General features: G+C 51.4%; 23 protein-coding genes and 4 tRNA genes. 5 read left to right on the top strand and 22 right to left on the bottom strand.

Features of this window, described 5'->3' with window-relative positions:
- Positions 1-77: 77 nt before the first annotated feature.
- Both PGW97_RS00920 and hupA read right to left on the bottom strand, forming a co-directional pair.
- Complete coding sequence (locus PGW97_RS00920; protein ID WP_273858155.1) at positions 78-779, bottom strand: DUF1481 domain-containing protein; 702 nt, start codon at positions 777-779, stop codon at positions 78-80.
- A gap of 40 nt (positions 780-819) precedes the next feature.
- Positions 820-1,092 carry a nucleoid-associated protein HU-alpha gene (gene hupA / locus PGW97_RS00915; RefSeq protein ID WP_047885283.1) on the bottom strand — a complete coding sequence of 91 codons (273 nt, stop codon included), beginning with the start codon at positions 1,090-1,092 and terminating at the stop codon, positions 820-822.
- 227 nt (positions 1,093-1,319) lie between these two features.
- On the opposite strand from hupA, the gene PGW97_RS00910 reads away from it, so the two are divergent.
- Complete coding sequence (locus tag PGW97_RS00910; protein ID WP_047885284.1) at positions 1,320-2,375, top strand: CNNM domain-containing protein; 1,056 nt, start codon at positions 1,320-1,322, stop codon at positions 2,373-2,375.
- A 114-nt stretch (positions 2,376-2,489) separates the two neighbouring features.
- Here PGW97_RS00910 and brnQ read toward each other — a convergent pair whose 3' ends face one another.
- The gene (brnQ, locus tag PGW97_RS00905) at positions 2,490-3,800 is read right to left on the bottom strand and encodes a branched-chain amino acid transport system II carrier protein (protein WP_273858153.1); all 1,311 of its coding nucleotides are present in this window, start codon (positions 3,798-3,800) and stop codon (positions 2,490-2,492) included.
- Positions 3,801-4,308: 508 nt separating this feature from the next.
- A complete protein-coding gene (locus tag PGW97_RS00900) occupies positions 4,309-4,896 on the bottom strand; it encodes a YjaG family protein (protein WP_047885286.1) in 588 nt (195 codons plus the stop codon).
- A gap of 98 nt (positions 4,897-4,994) precedes the next feature.
- On the opposite strand from PGW97_RS00900, the gene PGW97_RS00895 reads away from it, so the two are divergent.
- The gene (locus PGW97_RS00895) at positions 4,995-5,915 is read left to right on the top strand and encodes a D-2-hydroxyacid dehydrogenase (RefSeq protein ID WP_207103384.1); all 921 of its coding nucleotides are present in this window, start codon (positions 4,995-4,997) and stop codon (positions 5,913-5,915) included.
- A gap of 62 nt (positions 5,916-5,977) precedes the next feature.
- Positions 5,978-6,589 carry a uracil-DNA glycosylase family protein gene (locus tag PGW97_RS00890; RefSeq protein WP_273858152.1) on the top strand — a complete coding sequence of 204 codons (612 nt, stop codon included), beginning with the start codon at positions 5,978-5,980 and terminating at the stop codon, positions 6,587-6,589.
- A 143-nt stretch (positions 6,590-6,732) separates the two neighbouring features.
- Here PGW97_RS00890 and hemE read toward each other — a convergent pair whose 3' ends face one another.
- Complete coding sequence (gene hemE / locus PGW97_RS00885) at positions 6,733-7,800, bottom strand: uroporphyrinogen decarboxylase (RefSeq protein ID WP_047885289.1); 1,068 nt, start codon at positions 7,798-7,800, stop codon at positions 6,733-6,735.
- A 477-nt stretch (positions 7,801-8,277) separates the two neighbouring features.
- On the opposite strand from hemE, the gene PGW97_RS00880 reads away from it, so the two are divergent.
- Positions 8,278-8,463: a hypothetical protein gene (locus PGW97_RS00880; RefSeq protein WP_309225231.1), complete on the top strand. Its 186-nt coding sequence runs from the start codon at positions 8,278-8,280 to the stop codon at positions 8,461-8,463.
- Between the two features lie 57 nt (positions 8,464-8,520).
- On the opposite strand, the gene nudC is transcribed toward PGW97_RS00880, so the two are convergent.
- Positions 8,521-9,291: an NAD(+) diphosphatase gene (nudC, locus tag PGW97_RS00875; RefSeq protein WP_047885290.1), complete on the bottom strand. Its 771-nt coding sequence runs from the start codon at positions 9,289-9,291 to the stop codon at positions 8,521-8,523.
- 156 nt (positions 9,292-9,447) lie between these two features.
- Here nudC and PGW97_RS00870 point away from each other — a divergent pair, with 156 nt between their 5' ends.
- Positions 9,448-9,930, top strand: coding sequence for an Rsd/AlgQ family anti-sigma factor (locus PGW97_RS00870; protein WP_047885306.1), 483 nt, complete (start codon positions 9,448-9,450; stop codon positions 9,928-9,930).
- Positions 9,931-10,280: 350 nt separating this feature from the next.
- Here the strand turns inward: PGW97_RS00870 and rpoC are convergent, their stop codons facing one another.
- From rpoC to murB, 16 genes are all read right to left on the bottom strand, one after another.
- Positions 10,281-14,498: a DNA-directed RNA polymerase subunit beta' gene (gene rpoC / locus PGW97_RS00865; protein ID WP_047885307.1), complete on the bottom strand. Its 4,218-nt coding sequence runs from the start codon at positions 14,496-14,498 to the stop codon at positions 10,281-10,283.
- 99 nt (positions 14,499-14,597) lie between these two features.
- A complete protein-coding gene (gene rpoB / locus PGW97_RS00860) occupies positions 14,598-18,623 on the bottom strand; it encodes a DNA-directed RNA polymerase subunit beta (RefSeq protein WP_273858150.1) in 4,026 nt (1,341 codons plus the stop codon).
- Positions 18,624-18,846: 223 nt separating this feature from the next.
- Complete coding sequence (gene rplL / locus PGW97_RS00855) at positions 18,847-19,212, bottom strand: 50S ribosomal protein L7/L12 (protein ID WP_047885292.1); 366 nt, start codon at positions 19,210-19,212, stop codon at positions 18,847-18,849.
- A gap of 61 nt (positions 19,213-19,273) precedes the next feature.
- A complete protein-coding gene (gene rplJ / locus PGW97_RS00850) occupies positions 19,274-19,768 on the bottom strand; it encodes a 50S ribosomal protein L10 (RefSeq protein WP_047885293.1) in 495 nt (164 codons plus the stop codon).
- A 262-nt stretch (positions 19,769-20,030) separates the two neighbouring features.
- Positions 20,031-20,732, bottom strand: coding sequence for a 50S ribosomal protein L1 (gene rplA, locus PGW97_RS00845; RefSeq protein ID WP_047885294.1), 702 nt, complete (start codon positions 20,730-20,732; stop codon positions 20,031-20,033).
- A 4-nt stretch (positions 20,733-20,736) separates the two neighbouring features.
- Positions 20,737-21,165, bottom strand: a complete 429-nt coding sequence (gene rplK / locus PGW97_RS00840; protein ID WP_047885295.1) for a 50S ribosomal protein L11 — start codon at positions 21,163-21,165, stop codon at positions 20,737-20,739.
- Between the two features lie 121 nt (positions 21,166-21,286).
- Entirely contained in the window at positions 21,287-21,832 is a 546-nt protein-coding gene (gene nusG / locus PGW97_RS00835) for a transcription termination/antitermination protein NusG (RefSeq protein ID WP_047885296.1), read from the bottom strand.
- A gap of 11 nt (positions 21,833-21,843) precedes the next feature.
- The gene (gene secE, locus PGW97_RS00830) at positions 21,844-22,221 is read right to left on the bottom strand and encodes a preprotein translocase subunit SecE (RefSeq protein WP_047885297.1); all 378 of its coding nucleotides are present in this window, start codon (positions 22,219-22,221) and stop codon (positions 21,844-21,846) included.
- 216 nt (positions 22,222-22,437) lie between these two features.
- Entirely contained in the window at positions 22,438-23,622 is a 1,185-nt protein-coding gene (gene tuf, locus PGW97_RS00825) for an elongation factor Tu (protein WP_107193928.1), read from the bottom strand.
- A gap of 105 nt (positions 23,623-23,727) precedes the next feature.
- Positions 23,728-23,803, bottom strand: a tRNA-Thr gene (locus tag PGW97_RS00820).
- Between the two features lie 13 nt (positions 23,804-23,816).
- Positions 23,817-23,891, bottom strand: a tRNA-Gly gene (locus tag PGW97_RS00815).
- 39 nt (positions 23,892-23,930) lie between these two features.
- A tRNA-Tyr gene (locus tag PGW97_RS00810) sits at positions 23,931-24,015 on the bottom strand.
- Between the two features lie 37 nt (positions 24,016-24,052).
- A tRNA-Thr gene (locus tag PGW97_RS00805) sits at positions 24,053-24,128 on the bottom strand.
- 96 nt (positions 24,129-24,224) lie between these two features.
- Positions 24,225-24,956 carry a type III pantothenate kinase gene (locus tag PGW97_RS00800; RefSeq protein WP_273858145.1) on the bottom strand — a complete coding sequence of 244 codons (732 nt, stop codon included), beginning with the start codon at positions 24,954-24,956 and terminating at the stop codon, positions 24,225-24,227.
- Positions 24,956-25,918: a bifunctional biotin--[acetyl-CoA-carboxylase] ligase/biotin operon repressor BirA gene (gene birA / locus PGW97_RS00795; RefSeq protein WP_217394181.1), complete on the bottom strand. Its 963-nt coding sequence runs from the start codon at positions 25,916-25,918 to the stop codon at positions 24,956-24,958. The genes PGW97_RS00800 and birA overlap by 1 nt, the downstream gene beginning before the upstream one ends.
- A complete protein-coding gene (gene murB, locus PGW97_RS00790) occupies positions 25,915-26,955 on the bottom strand; it encodes a UDP-N-acetylmuramate dehydrogenase (protein ID WP_273858142.1) in 1,041 nt (346 codons plus the stop codon). The genes birA and murB overlap by 4 nt, the downstream gene beginning before the upstream one ends.
- Positions 26,956-26,995: the final 40 nt, after the last annotated feature.

Raw genomic sequence — 26,995 nt, 5'->3', positions numbered from 1 at the left:
AAAAAAACGCGCCCTTGGGCGCGTTTTTTAATTGAAAGCAGTAAAATGCCACACATCCCCAGAGAAGAGCCCCGGGCTCAGTTACCCAGCAAATTCGGGGCAGTCAGACACGGCTGAGCGGTTTGCGTCAGCAGCAATAACCCGTTCGCGGTCAGAGCATCACGCCGCACCTGACCGGTTACCAGCATAAACCCCTGCATTTGTGCTACCAGCAACTGATGCTGCTGGGAATCTGCAAGTGCTGGTGTGAAATTAACCGCTAACAGGCGATCATCACCACAGCGATGAAACTGGCCGTGGCGCCAGGTACCCTGCACCAGCGAGACATCGGCCTTACGTTGCTGCTTTACCACGTCGATGCCCCGCTCGGCATCACGTACCAGCTGGCTCAGTTGCTCTGACGACAGTGGGATCAGCTCACCGCCCAACATATAACGCTGGAACACCGCGTTGCCTTCAGTATCGTAGCGGACATGCAGACTAAACGGCTCAAGCTGCTGACCGTCCAACTGCTCACCGATACGCTTGATTTCACGTAGCTTTCCCTCACGCCAACGGTAATCCGACTGGTAATGACCGTCGTCACCCAGCTGAACCTGCTCCGCCAGTTTGACCGGCCGGTTCTGTTGCGAGGTGTACCAGTACAATGTCGTGGTGTCGCCCAGCGTCTGACCACCAGTGTGGGTCAGGACAGGCGTAATGGAGTTTTCCGGAACTAAGGGGGTGGAGGCGCAGCCCGCGAGGAGCGAAATGAGAAGAAAAAGAGAATAGCGCTTCATGGAAAAACTCCGCCAGATAGAATATCTGGCGGAGTATAGATTATTTCACTGCGTCTTTCAGTGCTTTACCAGCTACAAATGCTGGAACGTTTGCTGCAGCAATTTGAATTTCCTGGCCAGTTTGAGGGTTACGACCAGTACGTGCAGCACGGTGATTTACTTTGAAAGTACCAAAGCCGATTAGTTGAACCTGATCACCTTCCTTCAGCGCGTCAGTAATACCGTCCAGAGTCGACTCTAGAGCAATTTTAGCTTGGGCTTTAGAAAGATCTGCTTTTTCAGCGATCAGGTCAATCAGTTGGGTCTTGTTCATTAGGTTTCCCTTCTAAGGTTTTTTCTTAAGACGCATCAACTCTAATTCAAAAGAAGCCTGTGTGGCAAAGGTTTGTCGGCTATCATGTGCTTAGGTGCGGGCTCTTTAACCATAAACTGAGCGCAAGTTCACAAAATGCCTTCTCAGCGTGCTTGGAAATAGTTGTATTTATTCGCCTCAGCACCGATTAATATAGGCATTCACGTTATTTAGCTAATAAGGTAAGCATGATTCTCCTTACGATTTACGTCGCAATTGCGATTGGTGTTTCGTTTATCTGCTCAGTACTGGAAGCCGTGTTACTGAGTATTTCGCCGAGTTATATAGGCACTCTGCGCCAGCAAGAACATCCCGCCGCTCCTCGCCTGGCGGCTTTGAAAGAAAATATCGACCGCCCGCTGGCCTCTATTCTGACGTTAAACACCATTGCTCACACCATTGGTGCTGCTACTGCCGGTGCCCAGGCCGCCGTCGTGTTTGGCAGCCAGTGGCTGGGCGTATTCTCCGGCGTACTGACTATCGGGATCCTGCTGTTCTCGGAAATCATTCCAAAAACCATCGGTGCCACCTACTGGCGTCAGCTGGCACCGGCCAGTGCGTCGATTCTGCGCTGGATGGTATGGGCACTGACGCCGTTTGTCTGGGTGTCCGAGCAAATTACCCGTCGCCTGTCCCGCGGTCACGAAGCACCGAAACTGCGCGATGAGCTGTCTGCCATGGCCATGCTGGCCAAAGAGTCCGGCGAGCTGGAAGAGGGCGAGTCTAAAATTATGACCAACCTGCTCCAGTTCCGGGATGTCAGCGTCACCAAAATCATGACGCCGCGGCCGGTACTGTTCCGGGTCGATGCCGAACAGCCGATCAATGAGTTTCTGTCCCAGCATAAAGACAGCCCGTTCTCACGTCCGCTGGTTTACAGCGAGCAGAGCGATAACATTCTGGGCTTTGTCCACCGCCTGGAGCTGTTTGCCGAAAGCCAGGCCGGTCGTGGACAAAATGAACTGGGCACCCTGATGCGCCCGATTCCGGTCATCATGAATACCGCCAGCGTGCCAAAAGCGTTTGAGCAACTGATGAAAGAACGCTCGCAGCTGGTGCTGGTCGTGGATGAATACGGCACGGTACAGGGACTGGTCACAATGGAAGACATTTTCGAGCATCTGGTCGGCGAAGAGATTGTGGATGAAGCCGACAAAAACACCGACATGCAGCAACTGGCCTACCAGCGCTGGGAAAAATGGAAGAAACTGCACGGCGTCATTGAGAGCAAAGATGACGAGTAGGTAAAACAACAAACCACAGATACAAATAACGAAAGGGGCCTGATGGCCCTTTTCTGTTATTTGTGTCTGTGGTTATTGGTAAATTATCAGTATCGTGGCGCGCTAAGGCTAGCCTTAGCGCTCCGCCACCGCGTCCGACACGCGCTGCCCGCTCAACAACCCCAGCAACCCGCTGACTGCCAGCACAGCGACAGTCGGAACAATCCAGCCGGCATAATAGCCGTACAGCGGCAACTCACGGCTCAACACTGCATCCATAGCTTCCGGCATGCTGCCCAGAATGTGCAGCGCATCCATACCTCCGAACACCAGTGCAGTGGCCACCGTGGCCAGTACCCCTGATGTCGCCAGGACTCGGCGCAACGGCGCGATCATCAGCAAAGCAATCGCCACCGGATGCAACGCGACCACCGCCGGCAAAGTAATCGCCAGCAATTGATCCAACCCAATGTTGGCCACCAGAGCCGCCACCAGCATTGTGACCCACACACTGCCACGGTAAGACACCTTATGGAACGTCCGGCTGTAAAACTCACTGCCGGCCGTTGTCACGCCGATCGCCGTAGTCAGGCAGGCCAGCACCATCACCACACCTAGCAACATCGTGCCGAATACACCAAAATGATGAGTGGTGAAAGCCGTCAGGATCTCACCGCCGTTGGTGAACTCCGTGCTGAAACTGACGCTGGTTGCCCCAATATAAGCCAGCGACACATAAACCAGTGCCATCGCGCTCGCATACATCACCGCCGCCATCAGGGTGTACTTGGCCGTCGCTTTCGGGCAGCTGACCCCCATGCTTTGAATCGCACGGAAAATAACCCAGCCAAAGCCAATCGAGCCCAGCGCATCCATCGTCATGTAGCCCTGGGTGATACCTTCCGCAAACGCCCCACTGACGTAAGGACCGGTCGCTTCGCCCATTGCGCCAGCCGGAAACCACCACGCCACAACGGCCATCACAACAAGAATGGACAGCAATGCCGGGGTTAACCACTTACCCAGTGTATCCACCAGCTTGCCGGGATACAGGGAAAACAACACGGTCGCGAGGCAGAACAAGATCGAAAACGGTATCAGGGCTGCGTCACCCACAAACGGTGCAAAGCTGAACTGGTAAGCGACGGTAATCGCGCGGGGGATCACAAACGCCGGGCCAATCACAATGAAGACCATGATCCAGAAGCTGGTTGCCAGCGGACGCGGTAATACCGCGGTCAAGTTATCCGAACCCTGTACCAGAGCCACTATAATCAGTGCCAGCGCTGGCAGCCCGACCCCGCTCAGCAGGAAGCCTGACATACCTTCAAACAGGTGCTCACCCGCCTGGTAACCCAGAAACGGAGGGAAAATCAGATTACCTGCGCCCAGATACATGGCAAAGGTCATAAAGCCTAACGCGGCGATGTTACGTACACTTAACATAGTCTTCCTCTGTATGGCCAGACCGGAAGCTACTAGGGAGAGAACATGAGATAGATAGGGAGTGACTCTGCCAGCAACTTCTCGGCTGACAGAAAAATGGTACGGCCTGTCAGCCCCGAATAAGTTTCAGAGAGAGCAGGAGGAGCAGGTTAGCGGCCACAGCGCGCTGGCTGCGGTGCAACGAACAAGTTGTATGGGTGACAACAGACATGCTCAATCCTGGCTGACAGTAAAAGAATAGGAAGGTTATCTTCCCGGTGCTTTCCTGTTATAAACGCCTGAACGGGCGCATGGCAAGACGTCGAATAAAATAAGTTGATTGAGTTACTACGCAATCAATGAAAAGAATAATTGACCAGTTTTAAAGCAGAAAAGCAACATTATCAACTTAACAATGTAGCAACATGATAACGACTGGCTCAACCGGTATAAACCCACAGCCTGTACCGCCGTAAAAAATGGCCATAAAAAAAGAGCCCAGGGGCTCTTTTTCTGAGACTGTCGCCGCTTATAAGGCAATGCCGATATTACTGACCGGATCTTCACGCAGCTCTTTACGCAGCCCTTTGATCAGCTCAATGTCACGACCTTCCGCCTCTTTCAGCGCACGGAAAATCGCCCACTGCATATCCCACTCAGCACAAACCGCTTCATTTTGCTTTTGGTTGTCATCCGTGATCGCTTCACCCAATTGTGCTTCTTCCAGGTTCGCCACGGTTTCCACGGACAAGCCGCTGATTTTCAGCACATGCTCCAACATCAGATCACGATCCAACAAGCAATGCAGCAGATCCGCCAGCGCTGCGCAGGCATCAATCGCCGGGTTGACGGCATACAGATCATAATCATCAGCATTAGGGACCAGCTCTTCCAGTTTTTCCAGCTGGCGCTCAAAATTAATCTTGGCGTTCTTCACCGTCAGCGATTCCCAGATACTGTCCAGGATCAGGTGGTATTTCTGACCGTCCTCAAAATCGGTTTCGGCACAGAAAAAAGCATAATTCGGATACATGCGTTCACACAGCGACACCATAAAGGTAATGTGCTGCCAAGGTTCGAGTTTTTCTAAGCGAAGCTGAATTGGATTCTTAAGCATGGAATAATCTGCGGTAGTGATTTGCACCGGATCTTACTTGTATCCCCCTACCACTGCAATACAAGGACGCGGGATCACCACGATGAAAAAGGAATAGTATGAATAAGCTGATGATCATCTCCCGCCAGCAGGCCACTTATACCGCGCTGCTGGCACAACAGGGATTGCCGGATTTGACCCTGACCGACGATCCCGCCGAGGCTAATGTGATCCTGGCCGATCCCCCGCTGATTGCCCATACACTGGAGCGCTTTTCAGCTCTGGCATGGTTGCAGTCGACCTTTGCCGGCATCGACGCTCTGATCCAACCGGATAAACGCCAGGACTACCAGCTCACCAATATCCGCGGCTGCTTCGGCCAACTCATCACCGAATATGTTCTGGGGTATAGTGCCAGCCATTACCGGCATTTCAGCCAGTATCAGCGCCAGCAGGCCGATGCGCAATGGCAGCCTCATTCTTACCGTGGTCTGGCCGGGCGTGTCATGGTCATTCTCGGCACCGGCAGTATCGGACAGCACCTGGCACACGCCGCCACGGCGCTGGGTCTGAGGGCAATCGGTGTCAATCGATCCGGCACCGCCCCGTCAGAATCACCGGATGCGTTTGAGACGATCTATCCGATATCGCGGCTTGCCGATGCCCTGCCACAGGCAGATATCGTGGTTTCTACCCTGCCCGCAACAACGGCGACGAATGATCTGCTGAATCGGGACAGCCTGCAGCATTGTCGCGAGGCGCTGCTATTCAACGTAGGCCGTGGTAATGCGGTGTGTGAAGAGAGTCTGTTATGGGCGCTCACCCACAACCATCTGGCGCATGCGGTACTGGACGTCTTCAAGCAAGAACCCCTGCCAGCGGCGCATCCGTTCTGGCACCACCCGCAGATTACGGTGACTCCGCACATTGCGGCAGAGAGCTTTCCCGATCAGGTCATGGCTATCTTTGCCGACAATTACCGCCGTTGGCACACCGGTTCCCCCCTGTGTTACCAGATTGATTTTCAGCGCGGTTACTGAAACGCGCTCATGCTGTTACCGTGCTGACTGACAGCAAGGTTTACGTTCGCGACGGAGGCTTTATGCCCAAGGCACCACACCAGACACAACAACTTGATAACCTGCTGGATCAAATCCGTCATTGCGAGATCTGCAAGGATCATCTCCCTCTGGGACCCCGGCCGGTTATTCAGGCCGCGGCCAGCGCGAAGTTAATGATTGTCGGTCAGGCGCCCGGTACCCGGGTGCATGAGACCGGCATCCCCTGGAATGATCCCAGTGGCGACCGTCTGCGTCAGTGGCTGGAACTGGACAGAGCGACGTTTTACGACCCGGCGCAAATCGCCATTATGCCGATGGGCCTCTGCTACCCCGGCAAAGGCAAATCCGGTGACCTGCCACCCCGCCCGGAATGTGCCCCGCAGTGGCATCCGCAGGTCTGGCCGTTGCTGCCGGACGTGGGGATGACGCTGCTGGTTGGCCAGTATGCCCAGCAGCGCTATCTGAGCGATAAACCCAAAACCCTGACCGAGACGGTAAAAGCATGGCAGCAGTGGGCACCGCGCTACATTCCCATGCCCCATCCTTCTCCGCGCAATACCTTGTGGCTGAAAAAGAACCCGTGGTTTGAAGCTGAGGTCGTGCCGTATATCCGGGACTATGTCCACCAGCAATTGGGGTTAGTCAAAGGATAGATTCCAGCAAACAAAAAGCCCATGCAGTCACCTGCATGGGCTTTCCATTCATGTAACACTCAATCTGTCGACGCCAGGCCGCTCAGCACTGAGCGACAGCGCTTGGTACACTTCCGGATTCCTCGGTCGCGAAACACCACCGATTACTTGTGGTACGGCTTAGACAGCTCGTGTACCGCATCAACAAACACACCAGCATTTTCCGGCGGCACATCCAGGTGGATACCGTGGCCCAGATTGAACACATGGCCGGTACCGCCGTGACCGAAACCTTCCAGAATCGTGGCCACTTCCTGACGAATGCGTTCAGGTTGCGCATACAGCATAGACGGGTCCATGTTGCCCTGCAGCGCCACTTTGTCACCGACACGGCGCTTGGCATCCGCGATATCAATGGTCCAGTCCAAACCTACCGCATCACAGCCAGTGGCCGCAATTTGCTCCAGCCACATACCGCCATTTTTGGTAAACAGGGTGACGGGTACACGACGGCCTTCATTTTCACGGATCAGGCCATCCACGATTTTGTGCATATAGCGCAGTGAAAACTCGTTGTAATCACGCGGCGTCAGCACACCACCCCATGTATCAAACACCATCACCGACTGTGCGCCAGCCTTGATTTGCGCATTCAGGTATTCGGTCACGCTGTCTGCCAACTTATCCAGCAGCGCGTGCAGGGTCGCCGGATCGGCATACATCATCTTTTTGATTTTGGTGAACGCTTTTGAGCTGCCGCCTTCAACCATGTAGGTCGCCAGCGTCCATGGGCTGCCGGAGAAACCGATCAGCGGCACTTCACCTTGCAGGTCTTTACGGATCTGACGAACGGCATTCATCACATACTGCAGCTCGCCTTCCGGATCCGGTAGGCCTATTTTATCGACATCGGCTTTACAGGTAATCGGCCGCTCAAATTTCGGGCCTTCGCCAGCTTCGAAGTACAGCCCCAGTCCCATCGCATCCGGAATCGTCAGAATGTCAGAGAACAGGATAGCGGCATCCAACGGGAAACGACGCAGTGGCTGTAGAGTAACCTCACTGGCCAGCTCCGCATTTTTGCAAAGTGACATGAAGTCGCCGGCTACGCTACGCGTGGCACGGTACTCAGGCAGATAACGGCCAGCCTGGCGCATCATCCATACCGGGGTACAGTCGACCGGTTGTTTCAACAAAGCACGTAGATAGCGGTCATTCTTTAATTCGCTCATTAGGGACTCCATGATGAAATTCTGCGGCGTATTGTAACATTACAGGCAGGCAACTAAAGGGGCCAATTGTTAACCGGATCAAGTTTATAACAACAATCCAGTCAACATAATTGCGGCTGGATTCTGACTCGTGGTACAAATTCTGCGCGCTAGCAATAATAACAATGATTTTGCTTTTAGAAGGCAAAATAACTGCACCTTATCCCTCCGGACGGAGGGTTTTTTTATTTTTTCCGGCACAACCCCGATACCTCTGCTGCCATCATCATATCCACCAGCATTATTCACACTCATTCCCCCACGCATTTATCGCCCCAAAATCGGCATGCCATAACACCCTATTCCCCACATCAGCCTGAACGGGAATGCCAATACGTATCACTTTTCTGCAAAACTAATGTTTCAGATTTGCCACACAAATACTGCTAATGTTAATTCCATCAGCACAAACTGTTACAGCAAAGCGAAGAGGTATTTATGAATCTGAAAGTTGTGGTTGAGTTTCTGGAAACCGGTACTTACAAAGACGGCCTGTGGTCCACCTCGTTCAAAGCAACTAAAGGACAGCTTCACGCCCTTTCTCCGGACTATGCCGCCCATTTGATTAGCACCACCAAGGCCACATTCCATAACGTCATCGAGGCAAAACCAACATTTTTCTGAACTCATCGTGGCCATTGGAAGGCCCCGAACACCCAAGCCGGTGCCGGAAAAGCCCTGCTATCTCCCCTGACGAATCTCCTCGCAGGTGCGCTGAATAAGGTGGTAGGCAATGGTACCGGGTGGAGCCAGCTCAGGCAGGTTATCCAACCCGGCCCATATTGCATCACTCAGTTCCGTGTAATCCGGCTTGAGATCCCCGCTCTGGTAATCAGCCAGAAACCCCATCATCAGATTGGACGGAAACGCCCACGGCTGACTGCCGACATAGCGGATGTTGGTTACCTCAATCCCGGTTTCTTCTTTCACTTCCCGGGCCACGCACTGCTCCAGAGTTTCTCCGGCTTCCACAAACCCAGCGATCACGGTATACATGCCGGTTTTGTGTCGCGGATGCTGTGCCAGCAAGATTTTCTCTTCCTTCCTGACCGCTACGATCACACAGGGTGAAACACGCGGGTAATGCTGGGTCTGACACTGCTGACACTGCATCGCCAGTTCCCCTTCACTGAGCCGGCATTCACCGCCGCAGTGGCTACAAAACTTCTGGGTATGCAGCATATGTGACAGCTGGGTTGCCCGTCCGGCCAGGTTGAACAAAGCGCCATCGACATGCAGCAGTGCACGCAGGCTGTCAAAGCTGTCATCCGGCATCCCGGCAGGCGCTTCCAGCCAGTACACAGCTTTACCCTGGTAGCGGCCAATCTCTTGCGCGGCTTGGGTATCGAGTGCCAATGCTTCCCGAGACATCTGGGGAAGAGCCTGATCTGTAAGGAATAACTTACGATCTTTAATAATGCACCAATAGGCTATTTCTTTTTGATTTAACATTAACGTTACATCCATCCTTGCAGGGTATCGCTTTTACTGGCAATCTAAACTTAATACGGACATGAATCCGTAATACAAGGTTCTCTTTTCAAAGAGATTAACAGGAATTGTTTCCAGTACCCCTGTCCCGGTACTGTAGATCATGAGGGCATGGTCATGTTAAGTAAGTTCGAGCAAGTACAAAAACAATGGGGTGGCACCAGCGACGTGATTGACCACTGGCTGATGTCGAGGCAACAACTGCTCATCGATTACTGTAAACTGGCGGGACTACCGCCGTTCGAGAAAAATAACCGACAGCTCCCTACCTTATCGCAACTTCAACTCTTCAGCCAGGAACTGGTCGATTACATCTCCGAAGGCCACTTCAAAATCTATGACATGGTCATGGCGCGCTGGAATGCGATCGGTTACTCACCAACAGAAGATATTTCTACCCTGTACCACCGCATTACGCAAACCACCGATCCGCTGCTGAACTTCACCGAAAAATACGATGAGTTTGATGAAGCCGACGAAATGCCGGACTTTGATCAAGATCTATCAGAGGTCGGGGAATTGATGGAGCTGCGCTTTGCACTGGAAGACAGTCTGATTGAACTGATCAGCGAGAGTCTGGCCTGCCCACCGGGCGCCTAACGACATACCGCTCGCTTTGTCCTCATGCCACCAGCCTTGTCGTTGAGGCTGGTAATCCTGCTTACGCGCTGTAATTTCCTGCCGTTGTTTGCTGTTATCTATTCTCCAACACTCACCCACCTCTCTTGTGCATCCCCGTGACGCTTCCCGCCGGTTGATAACCTCCGTTTCTTGTCTTATCAGCTATGCGCGCATTGCTGCCCGAACAAATTCAATCTGCAGATCGCTTTTATCGTCGATAACCTCGAACGCCACCCGTCACACAGAAGCCTCCTGACACTGATGTCCTGAAAACCGGCAATAAAAAAGGGGCACCCAATGGGTGCCCCTTTTCGCATTCGCTATCGCGATTAGTTTTCGTCGCTCAGACCAGCATTCAGCAATGCCGCCAGGTCTTGAGAGGCTTGTTCAGCATCTACCTGAGGTGCTACTGGCTCCAGCTCAGAATCACGCTGACGCTGGCGCTGCTGATGGTACGCGAAACCGGTACCAGCAGGGATCAGACGACCAACGATTACGTTCTCTTTCAGACCACGTAGCTCATCACGCTTACCAGAAACCGCTGCTTCTGTCAGAACGCGGGTTGTTTCCTGGAACGACGCCGCAGAGATGAACGACTCGGTTGCCAGAGACGCTTTCGTGATACCCAGCAGGTCACGTTCGAACGTTGCAGGTACTTTACCTTCCGCAATCAGCTTACGGTTTGCAATGTTCACGCGAGAGTACTCAACCTGTTCACCAGGTAGGAACTCAGACTCACCTGCAGTCAGGATCGTTACCTTACGCAGCATCTGACGAATGATAGTCTCGATGTGCTTATCGTTAATCTTAACGCCCTGTAGTCGGTAAACTTCCTGAACCTCGTTCACGATGTATTCTGCTACCGCGTAAACACCACGCAGACGCAGGATATCGTGTGGAGACTCTGGACCATCGGCGATTACGTCACCTTTCTCGACCTTCTCACCTTCGAACACGTTCAGCTGACGCCACTTAGGCACCATCTCTTCGTACGCATTACCTTCCGCAGGTGTGATGATCAGACGACGCTTACCTTTCGTCTCTTTACCGAACGATACGGTACCTGTGATTTCAGCCAGGATTGCTGGTTCTTTTGGCTTACGCGCTTCGAACAGGTCAGCAACTCGTGGCAGACCACCGGTGATATCTTTCGTACCGCCAGATGCCTGAGGAATACGTGCCAGCGTATCACCGATACCTACCATCGCACCGTCTTCCAGCTGGATAATCGCTTTACCAGGCAGGAAGTATTGTGCAGGCATTTCAGTACCCGCGATCATCACGTGATCACCGTTTTCGTCAACCAGCTTAATGGTCGGACGCATGTCTTTACCAGCACCAGTACGCTCAGCAGCGTCCAGGATAGTGATCATAGACAAACCAGTCAGATCATCAGTCTGGCGAGAAACTGTAACACCATCGATCAGGTCAACGAACTGAACACGACCCGCCACTTCAGTGATGATTGGCATGGTGTGTGGGTCCCAGTTGGCAACCACTTCACCCGCCGCCACTTCAGCGCCGTCACCTTTAGTCAGGTGAGAACCGTATGGCAGTTTGTAGTTCTCTTTCGTACGGCCGAACTCATCGATTACGGTCAGTTCAGATGCACGAGAAGTAATAACCAGCTTGCCATCGTTGTTCGTTACGAACTTCGCGTTTTGCAGCTTCAGAGAACCGCTGTTCTTAACCTGAATGCTGTTTTCCGCTGCTGCTGCCGATGCCGCACCACCGATGTGGAACGTACGCATTGTCAGCTGTGTACCTGGTTCACCGATAGACTGTGCTGCCACAACACCAACCGCTTCACCCTGGTTAACCAGGTGACCACGAGCCAGGTCACGACCGTAACAGTTACGACAACAACCGAAGTCGTTCTCACAAGTTACTACAGAACGTACTTTTACCTGGTCAACAGAGTTAGCTTCCAGGATGTCACACCATTTTTCATCAAGCAGTGTGTTACGTGGTGCCAGTACTTCTTCAGTACCCGGCTTCAGCACGTCTTCAGCAACAACACGACCCAGTACGCGATCGCGCAGTGGTTCTTTAACATCACCACCTTCGATCAGAGGCATCATAGTAATGCCGCCGTGTGTACCACAGTCGTCAGATGTGATTACCACATCCTGCGCTACGTCTACCAGACGACGAGTCAGGTAACCGGAGTTCGCTGTCTTCAGTGCCGTATCCGCCAGACCCTTACGAGCACCGTGCGTTGAGATAAAGTACTGAAGTACGTTCAGACCTTCACGGAAGTTCGCCGTGATTGGGGTTTCGATGATCGAGCCATCCGGCTTCGCCATCAGACCACGCATACCAGCCAGCTGACGGATCTGAGCGGCAGAACCACGCGCACCCGAGTCGGCCATCATGTATACGCTGTTGAACGATTTCTGCAGTTCTTCTTCGCCGTCACGGTTGATAACTGTGTCGAAAGACAGGTTATCCATCATCGCCTTAGCAACCTGCTCGTTGGCTGTTGCCCAGATATCGATAACTTTGTTGTAACGTTCGCCAGCTGTTACCAGACCAGACTGGAACTGTTCCTGAATTTCAGCAACTTCTGCTTCCGCTTCTGCGATCTTGGTGTATTTCGCTTCTGGTACAACCATGTCGTCGATACCAACAGACACACCAGACAGTGCAGCATAAGCAAAACCTGTGTACATGATTTGGTCAGCAAAGATAACAGTCTCTTTCATGCCCAATTCACGGTAACAGGTGTTCAGCAGTTTAGAGATCTGCTTCTTACCCAGCGCTTCAGTATTCACCAGGCTGTATGGCAGACCTTTTGGTACGATCTTCCACAGCATCGCACGACCAACAGTCGTATCAACCAGCTGAGTATCTTCAGTCAGGTTGCCCTGCTCGTCTTTCAGGTACTGAGTAATACGTACTTTTACACGTGAGTGCAGTTCAGCATTGCCGGTACGGTAAGCTTTTTCAGCTTCAGCCGGACCAGACAGGTACATGCCTTCACCCTTCGCGTTGATCTTATCACGCGTCATGTAGTACAGACCCAGTACAACGTCCTGAGAAGGTACGATGATTGGATCACCAGACGCTGGCGACAGGATGTTGTTGGTAGACATCATCAGCGCACGTGCTTCAAGCTGTGCTTCCAGAGTCAGAGGTACGTGTACCGCCATCTGGTCACCATCGAAGTCGGCGTTATAGGCCGCACACACCAGTGGGTGCAGCTGGATCGCTTTACCTTCGATCAGTACTGGTTCAAATGCCTGAATACCCAGACGGTGCAGTGTTGGTGCACGGTTCAGCATAACTGGGTGTTCGCGAATCACTTCGTCCAGGATATCCCAAACAACCGCTTCTTCGCGCTCTACCATCTTCTTAGCAGCTTTGATTGTCGTCGCTAGGCCACGAGTTTCCAGCTTGCCGTAGATGAATGGCTTAAACAGCTCCAGTGCCATCTTCTTAGGAAGACCACACTGATGCAGACGCAGGTATGGACCTACGGTGATAACCGAACGGCCTGAGTAGTCTACACGTTTACCCAGCAGGTTCTGACGGAAACGACCCTGTTTACCTTTGATCATGTCTGCCAAAGATTTCAGAGGACGCTTGTTAGAACCAGTGATCGCACGACCACGACGACCGTTATCAAGCAGTGCATCAACAGACTCCTGAAGCATACGTTTTTCGTTACGTACGATGATATCAGGAGCAGCCAGATCCAACAGACGCTTCAGACGGTTGTTACGGTTGATAACACGACGGTACAGATCGTTCAGATCCGAGGTCGCGAAACGGCCACCGTCCAGCGGTACCAGCGGACGTAGATCCGGTGGCAGAACTGGCAGAACAGACAGGATCATCCACTCAGGGTTGTTGCCTGACTGCAGGAATGCTTCGACCAGCTTCACACGCTTGGTCAGTTTCTTACGCTTGGTTTCAGAGTTGGTTTCATCCAGCTCTTCACGCATCAGCTCGATTTCGGCATTCAGGTCCATGTTGCCCAGCAGTGCCTGAACCGCTTCTGCACCCATCTTCGCGTCGAACTCGTCGCCCCACTCTTCCAGCGCATCCAGGTACTGCTCTTCGCTCAGCAGCTGGCTACGCTCAAGGTTGGTCATGCCTGGTTCGATAACAACGTAAGATTCGAAGTAAAGTACACGTTCGATATCACGCAGCGGCATGTCCATAAGCAGACCGATACGGGATGGCAGTGACTTCAGGAACCAGATGTGGGCTACAGGGGAAGCCAGCTCAATGTGACCCATACGCTCACGGCGTACTTTGGTCTGAGTAACTTCTACACCACATTTTTCACAGATAACACCACGGTGCTTCAGGCGCTTGTATTTACCACAAAGACACTCGTAGTCTTTTACCGGGCCAAAGATACGTGCACAGAAAAGACCGTCACGCTCAGGCTTAAAGGTACGGTAGTTGATGGTTTCTGGTTTTTTCACTTCACCGAAAGACCATGAACGGATCATGTCTGGTGAAGCAAGACCGATTTTGATTGCATCAAATTCTTCGGTCTTGTGTTGTGCTTTCAGAAACTTAAGTAAGTCTTTCACATTCGGCTCCTGTGAGGAGTTGACCCATAAAGGTGCCAGCAGCAAACTGGCACCTTCATATTTATACCGGATTAACTGTTAAGCTGGGGTTGCCCAGTCTTACTCGTCTTCCAGCTCGATGTTGATACCCAACGAGCGGATCTCTTTCAACAATACGTTGAACGATTCCGGCATACCTGGTTCCATACGGTGGTCGCCGTCGACGATGTTCTTATACATCTTCGTACGACCGTTAACGTCATCCGACTTAACAGTTAGCATTTCCTGAAGCGTATAAGCTGCGCCGTATGCTTCCAGCGCCCACACTTCCATCTCACCGAAACGCTGACCACCGAACTGAGCTTTACCACCCAGCGGCTGCTGAGTAACTAGGCTGTAAGAACCGGTAGAACGGGCGTGCATCTTGTCATCAACCAAGTGGTTCAGTTTCAGCATGTACATGTAACCTACAGTTACAGGACGCTCAAACTTGTCACCAGTACGGCCATCAAACAGAGTCAGCTGACCAGATTCTGGTAGATCACCCAGTTTCAGCAGCTCTTTGATAGACGATTCCGGTGCACCATCAAATACTGGTGTCGCAATCGGCAGACCGGCACGCAGGTTCTGGATCAGAGTACGAACTTCGTCGTCAGACAGTGCCGCAATATCGACCTTCTGACGAGTATCACCCAGATCGTAGACCTTCTGCAGGAAGTTGCGGAACTGATGTAGTTCCTGCTGCTGCTTCAGCATCTCGTTGATCTTGTCACCGATACCTTTTGCTGCCAGACCCAGGTGAGTTTCCAGGATCTGACCGATGTTCATACGTGACGGTACACCCAGCGGGTTCAGTACGATATCAACAGTCTGACCTTTTTCATCGTACGGCATGTCTTCAACAGGGCAGATCTTCGAGATTACACCCTTGTTACCGTGACGACCGGCCATCTTATCACCAGGCTGGATACGACGTTTAACAGCCAGGTACACCTTAACAATCTTAAGGACACCCGGTGCCAGGTCATCACCCTGAGTGATCTTACGGCGCTTGGTTTCAAACTTCTTATCGAACTCAGCTTTCAGCTCGTCGTACTGCTCAGCCAGCTGCTCCAGCTGGTTTTGCAGGGTTTCATCGTCCAGAGTCTGCGAGAACAGTCTCTCACGGTCCATTGAAACCAGTTTATCTTCACTGTAACCAGCAGATAGCAGCAGAGTACGAACACGCGCCAGAAGACCGCCTTCCAGGATCTGGAACTCTTCTGTGATGTCTTTCTTCGCTTCTTTCAGCTGCATCTCTTCGATTTCAAGCGCACGCTTGTCTTTCTCTACGCCATCGCGAGTGAAGACTTGTACGTCGATGATCGTACCAGACACAGAGTTTGGTACACGCAGTGAAGAGTCTTTAACGTCAGAGGCTTTTTCACCGAAGATCGCACGTAGCAGTTTCTCTTCTGGAGTCAGCTGAGTTTCACCTTTAGGTGTCACTTTACCAACCAGGATGTCGCCACCCTTCACTTCTGCACCGATGTAAACGATGCCAGATTCGTCCAGTTTAGAAAGCGCCGCTTCACCCACGTTCGGGATGTCAGCAGTGATTTCTTCAGCACCCAGCTTAGTATCACGCGCCACACAAGACAGTTCTTGGATGTGGATAGTTGTCAGGCGGTCTTCCTGAACAACACGCTCAGACACCAGGATGGAGTCCTCGAAGTTGTAACCGTTCCAAGGCATGAACGCGATGCGCATGTTCTGGCCAAGTGCCAGCTCACCCAGGTCAGTCGACGGGCCATCAGCCAGTACGTCACCACGTGCAACCGGCTCACCCGGCATTACGGTTGGACGCTGGTTGATACACGTGTTCTGGTTAGAACGGGTGTACTTCGTCAGGTTGTAGATATCGATACCCGCTTCACCAGGTACCAGCTCGTCTTCGTTAACTTTAATAACGATACGAGAAGCATCTACTGACTGAACCTGGCCACCACGTTTGGCAACTGCAGTTACACCTGAGTCTACCGCTACGTTACGCTCGATACCTGTACCTACCAGCGGCTTATCAGCACGCAGAGTTGGTACGGCCTGACGCTGCATGTTCGCCCCCATAAGGGCACGGTTAGCATCATCGTGTTCCAGGAATGGGATCAGGGATGCTGCCACCGATACAACCTGGTTGGTTGCAACGTCCATGTACTGAACGTGATCGCGTGGGTGCAGACCTGATTCACCTTTCTGGCGAGCAGTGATCAGTTCGTCAGCGAAAGAACCGTCTTCGTTCAGCGCGGCGTTAGCCTGCGCGATAACGTACTGACCTTCTTCGATCGCAGACAGGTAATCGATATCTTCAGTTACTTTGCCGTCAACTACTTTACGGTATGGCGTTTCCAGGAAACCATATGGGTTACACTGAGCAAATACCGACAGTGAGTTGATCAGACCGATGTTTGGACCTTCAGGCGTTTCGATTGGACACAGACGACCGTAGTGGGTCGCGTGAACGTCTCGAACTTCAAAACCTGCACGCTCACGAGTCAGACCACCTGGACCAAGCGCCGAGATACGGCGTTTGTGAGTAACTTCTGACAGTGGGTTGTTCTGATCCATAAACTGAGACAGCTGAGAAGAGCCGAAGAACTCTTTCACTGCAGCAGAAATTGGCTTAGCGTTGATCAGATCCTGAGGCATTACTGCATCCAGATCACCAAGGCTCAGGCGCTCTTTTACTGCACGCTCAACACGTACCAGACCAACACGGAACTGGTTCTCAGCCATTTCACCAACAGAACGGATACGACGGTTACCCAGGTGGTCGATGTCATCAACTTCACCTTTACCGTTACGGATATCGATCAGACGACGCATTACTTCAATGATGTCATCGTGATCCAGTGTACCCGGACCCGTTGTTTCTTCACGACCCAGAGAGCTGTTGAACTTCATACGACCAACAGCAGACAGATCGTAGCGTTCTTCGCTGAAGAACAGGCTTTCGAACAGTTGCTCAGCGGCTTCACGCGTTGGCGGCTCGCCAGGACGCATCATGCGGTAGATTTCTACCAGCGCGCTCAGACGGTCAGTCGAGTTGTCGATACGCAGGGTATCAGACATGTACGGACCGAAATCCAGATCGTTCGTAAACAGAACTTCCAGTGACTTGTAGCCAGACTGAGATAGCAGAGCCAGCGTTTCCAGGCTTAGTTCCTGGTTCGCAGCAGCAATCAGCTCACCCGTTTCCTGGTTCACGTAGTCACGTGCAGAAATTTTGCCAACAATGTATTCAACAGGTACTTCGATGTGGTCAACGTTGTCTTTCGTCAGCTGACGGATGTGACGTGCAGTGATACGACGACCCTGCTCAACGTACACTTTACCGTTCGCTTCGATGTCAAAGCTTGCCGTTTCACCACGTAGACGGTCAGGTACCAGTTCCATCACCAGTGACTTGCCCTGAACTTCGAACTTGATCTTTTCGAAGAACATGTCAAGGATTTGCTCAGTGGTGTAACCCAGAGCACGCAGGATGATAGACGCAGGCAGCTTACGACGACGGTCGATACGTACGAAGAGGCTATCCTTAGGATCGAATTCGAAATCCAACCATGAACCACGGTATGGAATCACACGTGCGTTATAAAGCACTTTACCTGAGGAGTGGGTCTTACCCTTATCGCTGTCGAAGAAGACACCCGGGCTACGGTGCAGCTGGGATACGATAACCCTCTCGGTACCGTTAATAACGAATGTACCGTTATCTGTCATGAGCGGAATTTCGCCCATGTAAACTTCTTGTTCTTTGATGTCTTTAACAGTGCCAGCAGGCGCGTCTTTATCATACATGACCAAACGCAGCTTCACGCGCAGTGGAGCTGAGTAAGTTACGCCACGAATCTGACATTCTTTAACATCGAAGACCGGCTCACCGAGACGATAGCTAACGTATTGCAGCTCGGAATTGCCGTTATAGCTCTGAATTGGAAAAACAGAACGAAAGGCAGCTTCTAGACCGTAATGCCCTTCAGGATCCTGCTCGATGAACTTGTCAAAAGACTCAAGCTGGATCGACAGCAAGTATGGAACATCCAGGACTTGTGGACGCTTACCAAAATCCTTACGGATACGCTTTTTCTCGGTATAAGAGTAAACCATAGGTTCCTCAGATCGCTGATAAGTGATCCAAACTGCTCAACACGAGGAGCAGTGACTAATAACACTGTTTATTGTAGGAGCAGTTCTGGGAAAGCAGGACTGCTTTTTGCATGGGGAGAGGGTGCAAAACAATGTGAAAACACCACTACCCTACAGCGCAAAAAGGCCGGTGGCTATTAGCCACCAGCCATTAGCCTTTTCAGGCTAAGAAATTAAGTAATTATTACTTAACTTCAACAGAAGCACCAGCTTCTTCTAGTTGAGCTTTCAGAGCGTCAGCTTCAGCTTTATCAACACCTTCTTTCAGAGGTGCTGGAGCGCCGTCTACTAGTGCTTTCGCTTCTTTCAGACCCAGGCCAGTTGCGCCACGTACTGCTTTGATAACAGCAACTTTGTTCGCGCCTGCAGAAGTCAGGATTACGTCGAATTCAGTTTGCTCTTCAGCAGCTTCAGCTGCTACGCCGCCTGCTACTACTGCTGCTGCAGCAGTAACACCGAACTTCTCTTCCATTGCTTCGATCAGTTCAACAACTTGCATTACAGACATTTCTGCAACTGCGTCTAGGATTTGCTCGTTAGTGATAGACATAACAATTCTCTTTTAAAGTCAACAATTAGTTTAAAAAGCAACCAGATAAAAGCAAGGCGAATTAAGCCGCTGCTTCTTCTTTCTGATCGCGAATAGCTGCGATAGTACGTACCAACTTGCCAGCTGACGCTTCTTTCATGCACATCATCAGGCGTGCAATCGCTTCGTCGTATGTTGGTAGAGTCGCAAGTACTTCAACGTCAGCAACAGCGCCTTCGAATGCAGCTGCTTTGATCTCAAAGTTTTTGTTCTCTTTAGCGAAGTCTTTGAAAAGACGCGCTGCAGCACCAGGGTGCTCATTAGAGAACGCAAGTAGAGTAGGACCAACGAAAACGTCTTTCAGACATTCGTAATCCGTACCTTCTACTGCACGGCGTGCTAGAGTGTTACGCACAACTTTAACGTAAACGCCCGCTTCACGAGCTTTTTTACGTAGGGTAGTCATGTCAGCAACAGCAACGCCACGAGAGTCAGCAACAACTGCAGACAGGGCACCATTGGCAGCTTCGTTGACTTCAGCAACAATTGCTTTTTTGTCTTGAAGGTTCAATGCCATTGGATTTGCTCCTGGATTTAAGCCGGGTTAACCCCGAACAGTACACCACTCACTGCCACTATGGCAGGAGAGTTAATACGGCGCAGATCCAAGAAAGACATACATCAATCATGTTCTGGCACCGTCTACGTAGGTATTATTAAGTCGAACTTTTCAGTTACAACGCCTACGGTCTTTGACGGAGGCCGTTACCGCAGCAACAGCCTCAGCCACGAATTCGGAAGCGCCAAATTATACACGAATCTGACGCTTCTGCAAATTATTACGCGTTAGTGTCCAGAGAATTCTGGTCTAGCGCTACACCTGCACCCATAGTGGTAGAGATGCTTACTTTCTTGATGAAAGTACCTTTAGCTGAAGAAGGCTTAGCTTTCTTCAGTGCAACCAGCAGAGACTCTAGGTTCTCTTTCAGTTGCGCAGCGTCGAAATCCACTTTACCGATAGTAGTGTGGATGATGCCGTTCTTGTCGTTACGGTAACGAACCTGACCAGCTTTAGCGTTCTTAACCGCTTCAGCAACGTTAGGAGTTACAGTACCAACTTTAGGGTTTGGCATCAGACCGCGTGGACCAAGAATAGTACCCAGCTGACCTACAACGCGCATTGCATCTGGAGATGCGATAACTACGTCGAAGTTCATCTCGCCTTTCTTAACTTGATCAGCCAGTTCTTCCATACCTACCAGGTCAGCGCCCGCTTCTTTAGCAGCTTCAGCGTTTGCACCCTGAGTAAATACTGCAACGCGGATATCACGACCAGTACCGTGTGGCAGTACAGTTGCGCCACGAACGTTTTGGTCTGATTTACGTGCATCGATGCCTAGGTTAACAGCAACGTCAACGCTTTCAGTGAATTTAGCAGTAGCCAGTTCTTTCAGCAGAGCAACAGCTTCGTTGATGTCGTACTCGCGAGAAACGTCAACTTTTTCACGAATAACGCGCATGCGCTTAGTTAGTTTTGCCATTGTCTTAACCCTCTACCACCAGACCCATTGAACGTGCAGTACCAGCGATCGAACGCTTCAGAGCTTCGATGTCAGCACCAGTCATGTCCGCAGCTTTAGTTTCTGCGATCTCTTGGATCTGAGCGTCAGTAACAGTACCAACTTTCTCAGTGTTCGGACGGCCAGAACCAGACTTGATACCAGCAGCTTTCTTCAGCAGAACTGCAGCAGGTGGAGTCTTAGTGATGAACGTGAAAGAACGGTCACTGTAAACAGTGATAACAACTGGAGTCGGTAGACCTTTCTCTAGAGAGTCAGTCTTAGCGTTAAACGCTTTACAGAATTCCATGATGTTCACACCGTGCTGACCCAGAGCTGGACCAACTGGTGGACTTGGGTTTGCCATACCAGCTGCAACTTGCAGCTTGATGTAAGCTTCTACTTTTTTAGCCATTGCTATTTACCTAAATTTGGGTTCAAACGTCTATATTGAAATAGACTCCCCGTCTAACGAAAGGGCGCGAAATTATAGTCAAATTTCACGCCCCTGACAAGCCGATCTGATTACTTATTGATCAAACTTTCTCAACCTGACCAAACTCCAGTTCTACCGGAGTGGCACGGCCGAAGATAGAAACCGACACTTTCACGCGGCTCTTATCGTAGTCAACTTCTTCAACCACACCGTTGAAGTCAGCAAACGGACCATCCGTGACACGGACAACTTCACCTGGTTCAAAGACAGTCTTGTGAACTGGTGACTCGCTCGCTTTTTCTAGGCGGTTAAGGATAGCATCTGCCTCTTTATCAGAGATCGGTGCTGGGCGGTCTGAAGTACCACCGATGAACCCCATAACACGAGGGATACTACGTACCAGGTGCCATGTCTCGTCGTTCATCACCATCTGTACAAGCACATAGCCAGGGAAGAACTTACGTTCGCTCTTACGACGCTGGCCCGCACGGACTTCTACAACTTCTTCAGTCGGAACCAGTACTTCATCAAAGTACTCTTCCATACCGTGCATCTTGATATGCTCACGTAGGGATTGCGCTACACGCCCTTCAAAACCCGAAAAGGCCTGTACGACATACCATCGTTTTTTTGGAGCTTCGCTCATGAACTCTTACCTCACACACCGGTAACTAGGCGGACTAGACGGACCATGATGCCGTCGATGCCCCACAAGGCTAACGCCATAATGACAGTGACAGCTAAAACGATAAAGGTTGTCTGCGTAGCTTCCTGACGAGTAGGCCATACTACCTTGCGGACTTCCATGCGCGATTCACGGGCAAACGCAATCGCGGTTTTACCTTTTGCTGTAAGTGCAGCAATACCACCAGCTGCTGCCACCAGGACAACAACTGCTGCAGCACGCAACACTACAGAAACATCACTGTACAGGTAATTACCAACCACAGCGGCAGCTAGCAAAGCAAATACAGCGACCCACTTCAGGCCATCCATACTGCTAGAGCTGCTTTGGTTTTCGGCATTCGCTTTCATACAACCAACCTGTAACTAGTCTCAATATAGACGAAAATAACCCCGCAATAGCAGGGCCTTTCATGAAGGAAAGCACTAAGGCTTTAATTACATGGGTAAAAACTTCATGTCGATAAATCTTTTTCTGCACCACTGAGCAAAAAACAAACAGAGAATTGCAATGGTGCAGAAAAAGGGCATCAAATGATGCCCTTTTTCGTGCCGTATCGTCAAATATTATTCAACGATCTTAGCTACAACACCAGCACCAACGGTACGGCCGCCTTCACGGATTGCGAAGCGTAGACCTTCGTCCATCGCGATTGGCGCGATCAGAGTTACAGTCATAGATACGTTGTCGCCTGGCATTACCATCTCAACGCCTTCTGGCAGTTCGATAGTACCAGTCACGTCAGTAGTACGGAAGTAGAACTGTGGACGGTAGCCTTTGAAGAACGGCGTGTGACGGCCACCTTCGTCTTTCGACAGAACGTAGATTTCTGAAGTGAAAGTAGTGTGTGGAGTGATTGAACCTGGTTTAGCCAGAACCTGACCACGCTCAACTTCGTCACGCTTAGTACCACGCAGAAGAACACCAACGTTCTCACCAGCACGGCCTTCGTCCAGAAGCTTACGGAACATCTCAACGCCAGTACAAGTAGTCGTGATAGTCTCTTTGATACCAACGATTGCTACTTCGTCACCTACGCGAACGATACCTTGCTCAACACGACCAGTTACAACAGTACCACGGCCTTGGATTGAGAATACGTCTTCGATTGGCAGGATGAACGGCTTGTCGATTGCACGCTCTGGCTCTGGGATGTAAGAATCCAGTGCTTCAGCCAGCTCAACGATTTTCTCTTCCCACTGAGCTTCGCCATTCAGCGCGCCCAGAGCAGAACCCATGATTACTGGGCAGTCGTCGCCTGGGAAGTCGTACTCAGACAGAAGTTCACGCACTTCCATCTCAACCAGCTCAAGCAGCTCTTCGTCATCAACCATGTCACACTTGTTCATGAACACGATGATGTAAGGGATACCAACCTGACGACCTAGCAGGATGTGCTCACGAGTCTGTGGCATTGGGCCATCAGTAGCAGCAACAACCAGGATACCACCGTCCATCTGAGCAGCACCGGTGATCATGTTCTTAACGTAGTCGGCGTGTCCTGGGCAGTCTACGTGTGCGTAGTGGCGAGAAGGAGTATCGTACTCTACGTGAGAAGTAGAGATTGTGATACCACGCTCACGCTCTTCAGGCGCGTTATCGATAGATGCGAAGTCACGCGCTGCGCCGCCGTATACTTTAGCCAGTACAGTACAGATAGCTGCAGTCAGAGTAGTTTTACCGTGGTCAACGTGGCCGATAGTACCAACGTTAACGTGCGGTTTAGTACGTTCAAATTTTTCTTTAGACATGGATTGTCCCTCTAGGCACGGTATTTGGTGGCATTACGACCACACAACCAATCATGGGTTTTGTAGAGTATATATCAAAAGAATCGAAGTAACTTAAGGAGAGAGTGGTGCTGATAGGCGGATTTGAACCGCCGACCTCACCCTTACCAAGGGTGCGCTCTACCAACTGAGCTATATCAGCACACTTAATAGTGTGGAGCGGGCAGCGGGAATCGAACCCGCATCATCAGCTTGGAAGGCTGAGGTAATAGCCATTATACGATGCCCGCTAAACTCGTAACTCGTTAAGCTATTCAATCAATTGAAAATGGTGGAGGGGGACGGATTCGAACCATCGAAGGCGGAGCCGGCAGATTTACAGTCTGCTCCCTTTGGCCACTCGGGAACCCCTCCAGAAATTTTTAAGCACTTTCACTCATTTAGGAGAAAGTGGTGCCGACTACCGGAATCGAACTGGTGACCTACTGATTACAAGTCAGTTGCTCTACCTACTGAGCTAAGTCGGCGTAAGTGCTGCGCATTCTAGTGAACTCAGCGAGGGGTTGCAATACCTTTTTTCGTTTTTTTTTGCCGCCCCACCCCAACCGAACAAGAATTAACCACTAGCGGCATTTTGCATACAAAGCAAGGCCTTCCAGCACCAGATCGGAACGATGTTGATATCCCCGTCCCCAGCTCTTTGGTAGATGACGAACCCCGCCACCACACAAAATCACTTCCGGCTCGGTTTTCAGCTTATCCCGCGCCTGGCCAAGGCCGTATTCAATCAGTCCCAACAAGGCGGCACGGCAGCCATTCTTCAGGCCATCCGCCGTATTGTCGGCAAACATCAACTCGTCACCATGTTCACGGTCTGAAAAAACTTTGGTCGTGTTTTCCAACACCGCCTTCATCATTAGCTGATAACCGGGTGCGATCCAACCGCCAAGGTGCTTACCGTCCTCTGTCATGACATCAAAGGTTAATGCCGTGCCAATGTCGACAATCACAGTCGGCTTTTTAAAGCTCTGATGAATAGCCACCAGCGTCAGCCAGCGGTCGACCCCAAGATACTGGTATTCGGCATAGGCGTTTTTCACGCCAAAGTCTTTCCGCAGGGTCTTGACTTGCATGACCGGAATATTGGCCAATTGGGAAATGCGCTGAATAGAGTTGTCGACCTCCACCGGCCCGACACTTGCAAAGACGATTCTGCCGATTCCATTCTCGAGTAGGGGCTCCAGTACCATTTCCAGCTTGCGGCTCGGATACCGTCCCAGCAATTCAAAATTGCCATCGTCAAATAATTGGGCCACCTTGACATAAGTGTTACCCGCTTCAATCAAAATTTGCATTAACAACCTCTGAGGCTGATTTCTCCACCGATGTAAGGGGTGACCTCACCATCGGCCTCTAACAATAACGCCCCCTGACCGTTGATCCCGCGGGCTATCCCTTCCACTACGCGGTTACCAATCAACAGTTTCACGGGGCGGTCCAAAAAGTTGTCCAAGCGATTCCAACGCTCGGTGAAGCCTTCCAGTCCGCAGACTTCATAATCAGCCAGAGTCTGATGTAATTGCGCGATCAAGGTAGCAGCAAGGGTATTACGATCCGGCAATGTGGCGCTGGCCTGAGTTAAATTGGCCCATGCCTGGTCTATTTCTTTGCCTTCTTGTTCCGGCATAGCGATATTGAGTCCCATGCCGATGATCAAGTGCGCAGCATCGCCCGCCTGACCAGTCATCTCAACCAGAATTCCTGCTAGCTTTTTATCCCTGAAATACAGATCGTTCGGCCATTTCACCCGAACTTCATCGGCCCCTAGTGATTGCAGAGCTTCCGCAATGGCCACCCCGACCACCAGGCTTAACCCCATGGCGGCGGCCATGCCGGCATCTAAACGCCAATACATGGAGAGGTACAAATTACTACCAAACGGCGAGAGCCACTGACGACCACGACGTCCTCGTCCGGCTTCCTGATATTCCGCCAGACAAACCGCCCCTTTTGGCAGTTGCCCAACCCGTTCCATCAGGTATTGATTCGTCGAATCGATTACCGGGATAACCTCCAAGCTTGGGCACTTTACCTGACCGACAATCTTATCGCAATCAAGGAGATCCAGTTTTGCTGGCAGACGATAGCCTTTCCCTTGCAAGCGAAAAATGTCCAGCCCCCATGCTTGAAGCACCTTAATATGCTTACTGATCGCAGCCCGTGAGATACCCAATTGCTCTCCCAGAGCTTCACCGGAATGGAACTCGCCATCTGCCAGCATTGCCACCAGAGCTAATCGGGTCGAATGCTCTTTCATCCCATGATCTCCGTCAGTGTCGTTTCCGATGTCGCACCCATAAAGCGCACCTCATGCTCCAGGCGAACGCCAAATTTTGCTTCCACTTGCTCGACGACAAACTGGGCCAGAGCGAGCACATCGCGGGCTGTCGCCTGCTCAGCATTTACTAAAACCAACGCCTGCTGCTCATGAACCTGCGCCCCGCCAATGCGATGGCCTTTGAGCGCGCACTGATCAATCAGCCATCCCGCTGCCAACTTACAGTGCTCATCATCCTGCGGGTAATACGGCATGGTCGGATGTTCAGCCAGCAGCTGGTTTACCTGCTGGGTATCAATGACCGGATTTTTGAAGAAGCTACCGGCATTACCCAACACGCGGGGATCCGGCAGCTTCGACTGTCGAATCTCGCAGACCGACGCTAAAATGGCTTCGGCGCTCACTGTCGCGGCATCAAAAGACGCCAGCGGGCCATAGCTGATATTGGGCTGCCACGCTTTTTTAAGGCGCAGCCCCACCGCCGTAATGGCATGCGTGGCTTTCAGCTCGTGTTTAAAGACGGAATCCCGGTATCCGAAGCGGCACTCGTCCGCAGATAATCGCTGTATCTGTCCCGTAGCCAGCTCCAGTGTATCGACGTACTGACAGACATCCTTTAACTCGACGCCGTACGCCCCGATGTTCTGGATAGGAGATGACCCCACACAGCCCGGAATCAGCGCCAGATTCTCCAGGCCGGGCATACCGTTTGCTACGGTCATTTCAACCAGCTGATGCCAGTCTTCCCCAGCCCCGACATGTAATTCAAAAGCATCGTCCGTTTCATTGATCGTAATGCCTTTGATACGATTGAGCACCACCACCCCGGCATAGTCCTCACAGAACAGCATGTTACTGCCCTGGCCAAGAATCAGTTTCGGTAACGCACTGAAGGCAGTATCGTGCCAGACACTGACTAACTCTTCGGCCGACTCAACCGCCACAATACGCTGTGCACTGACATCAATACCAAATGTATGAAACGGGGCCAGAGACCGATCCTGCAAAACTTTCATGCGCTTTTTGAACCATACCTTTATATACTTGGGCTGCATT

This window comes from Photobacterium sp. GSS17 (assembly GCF_028621875.1).
Lineage (GTDB): Bacteria > Pseudomonadota > Gammaproteobacteria > Enterobacterales > Vibrionaceae > Photobacterium > Photobacterium ganghwense.
This window is presented reverse-complemented; position numbering and strand designations above follow the sequence as displayed.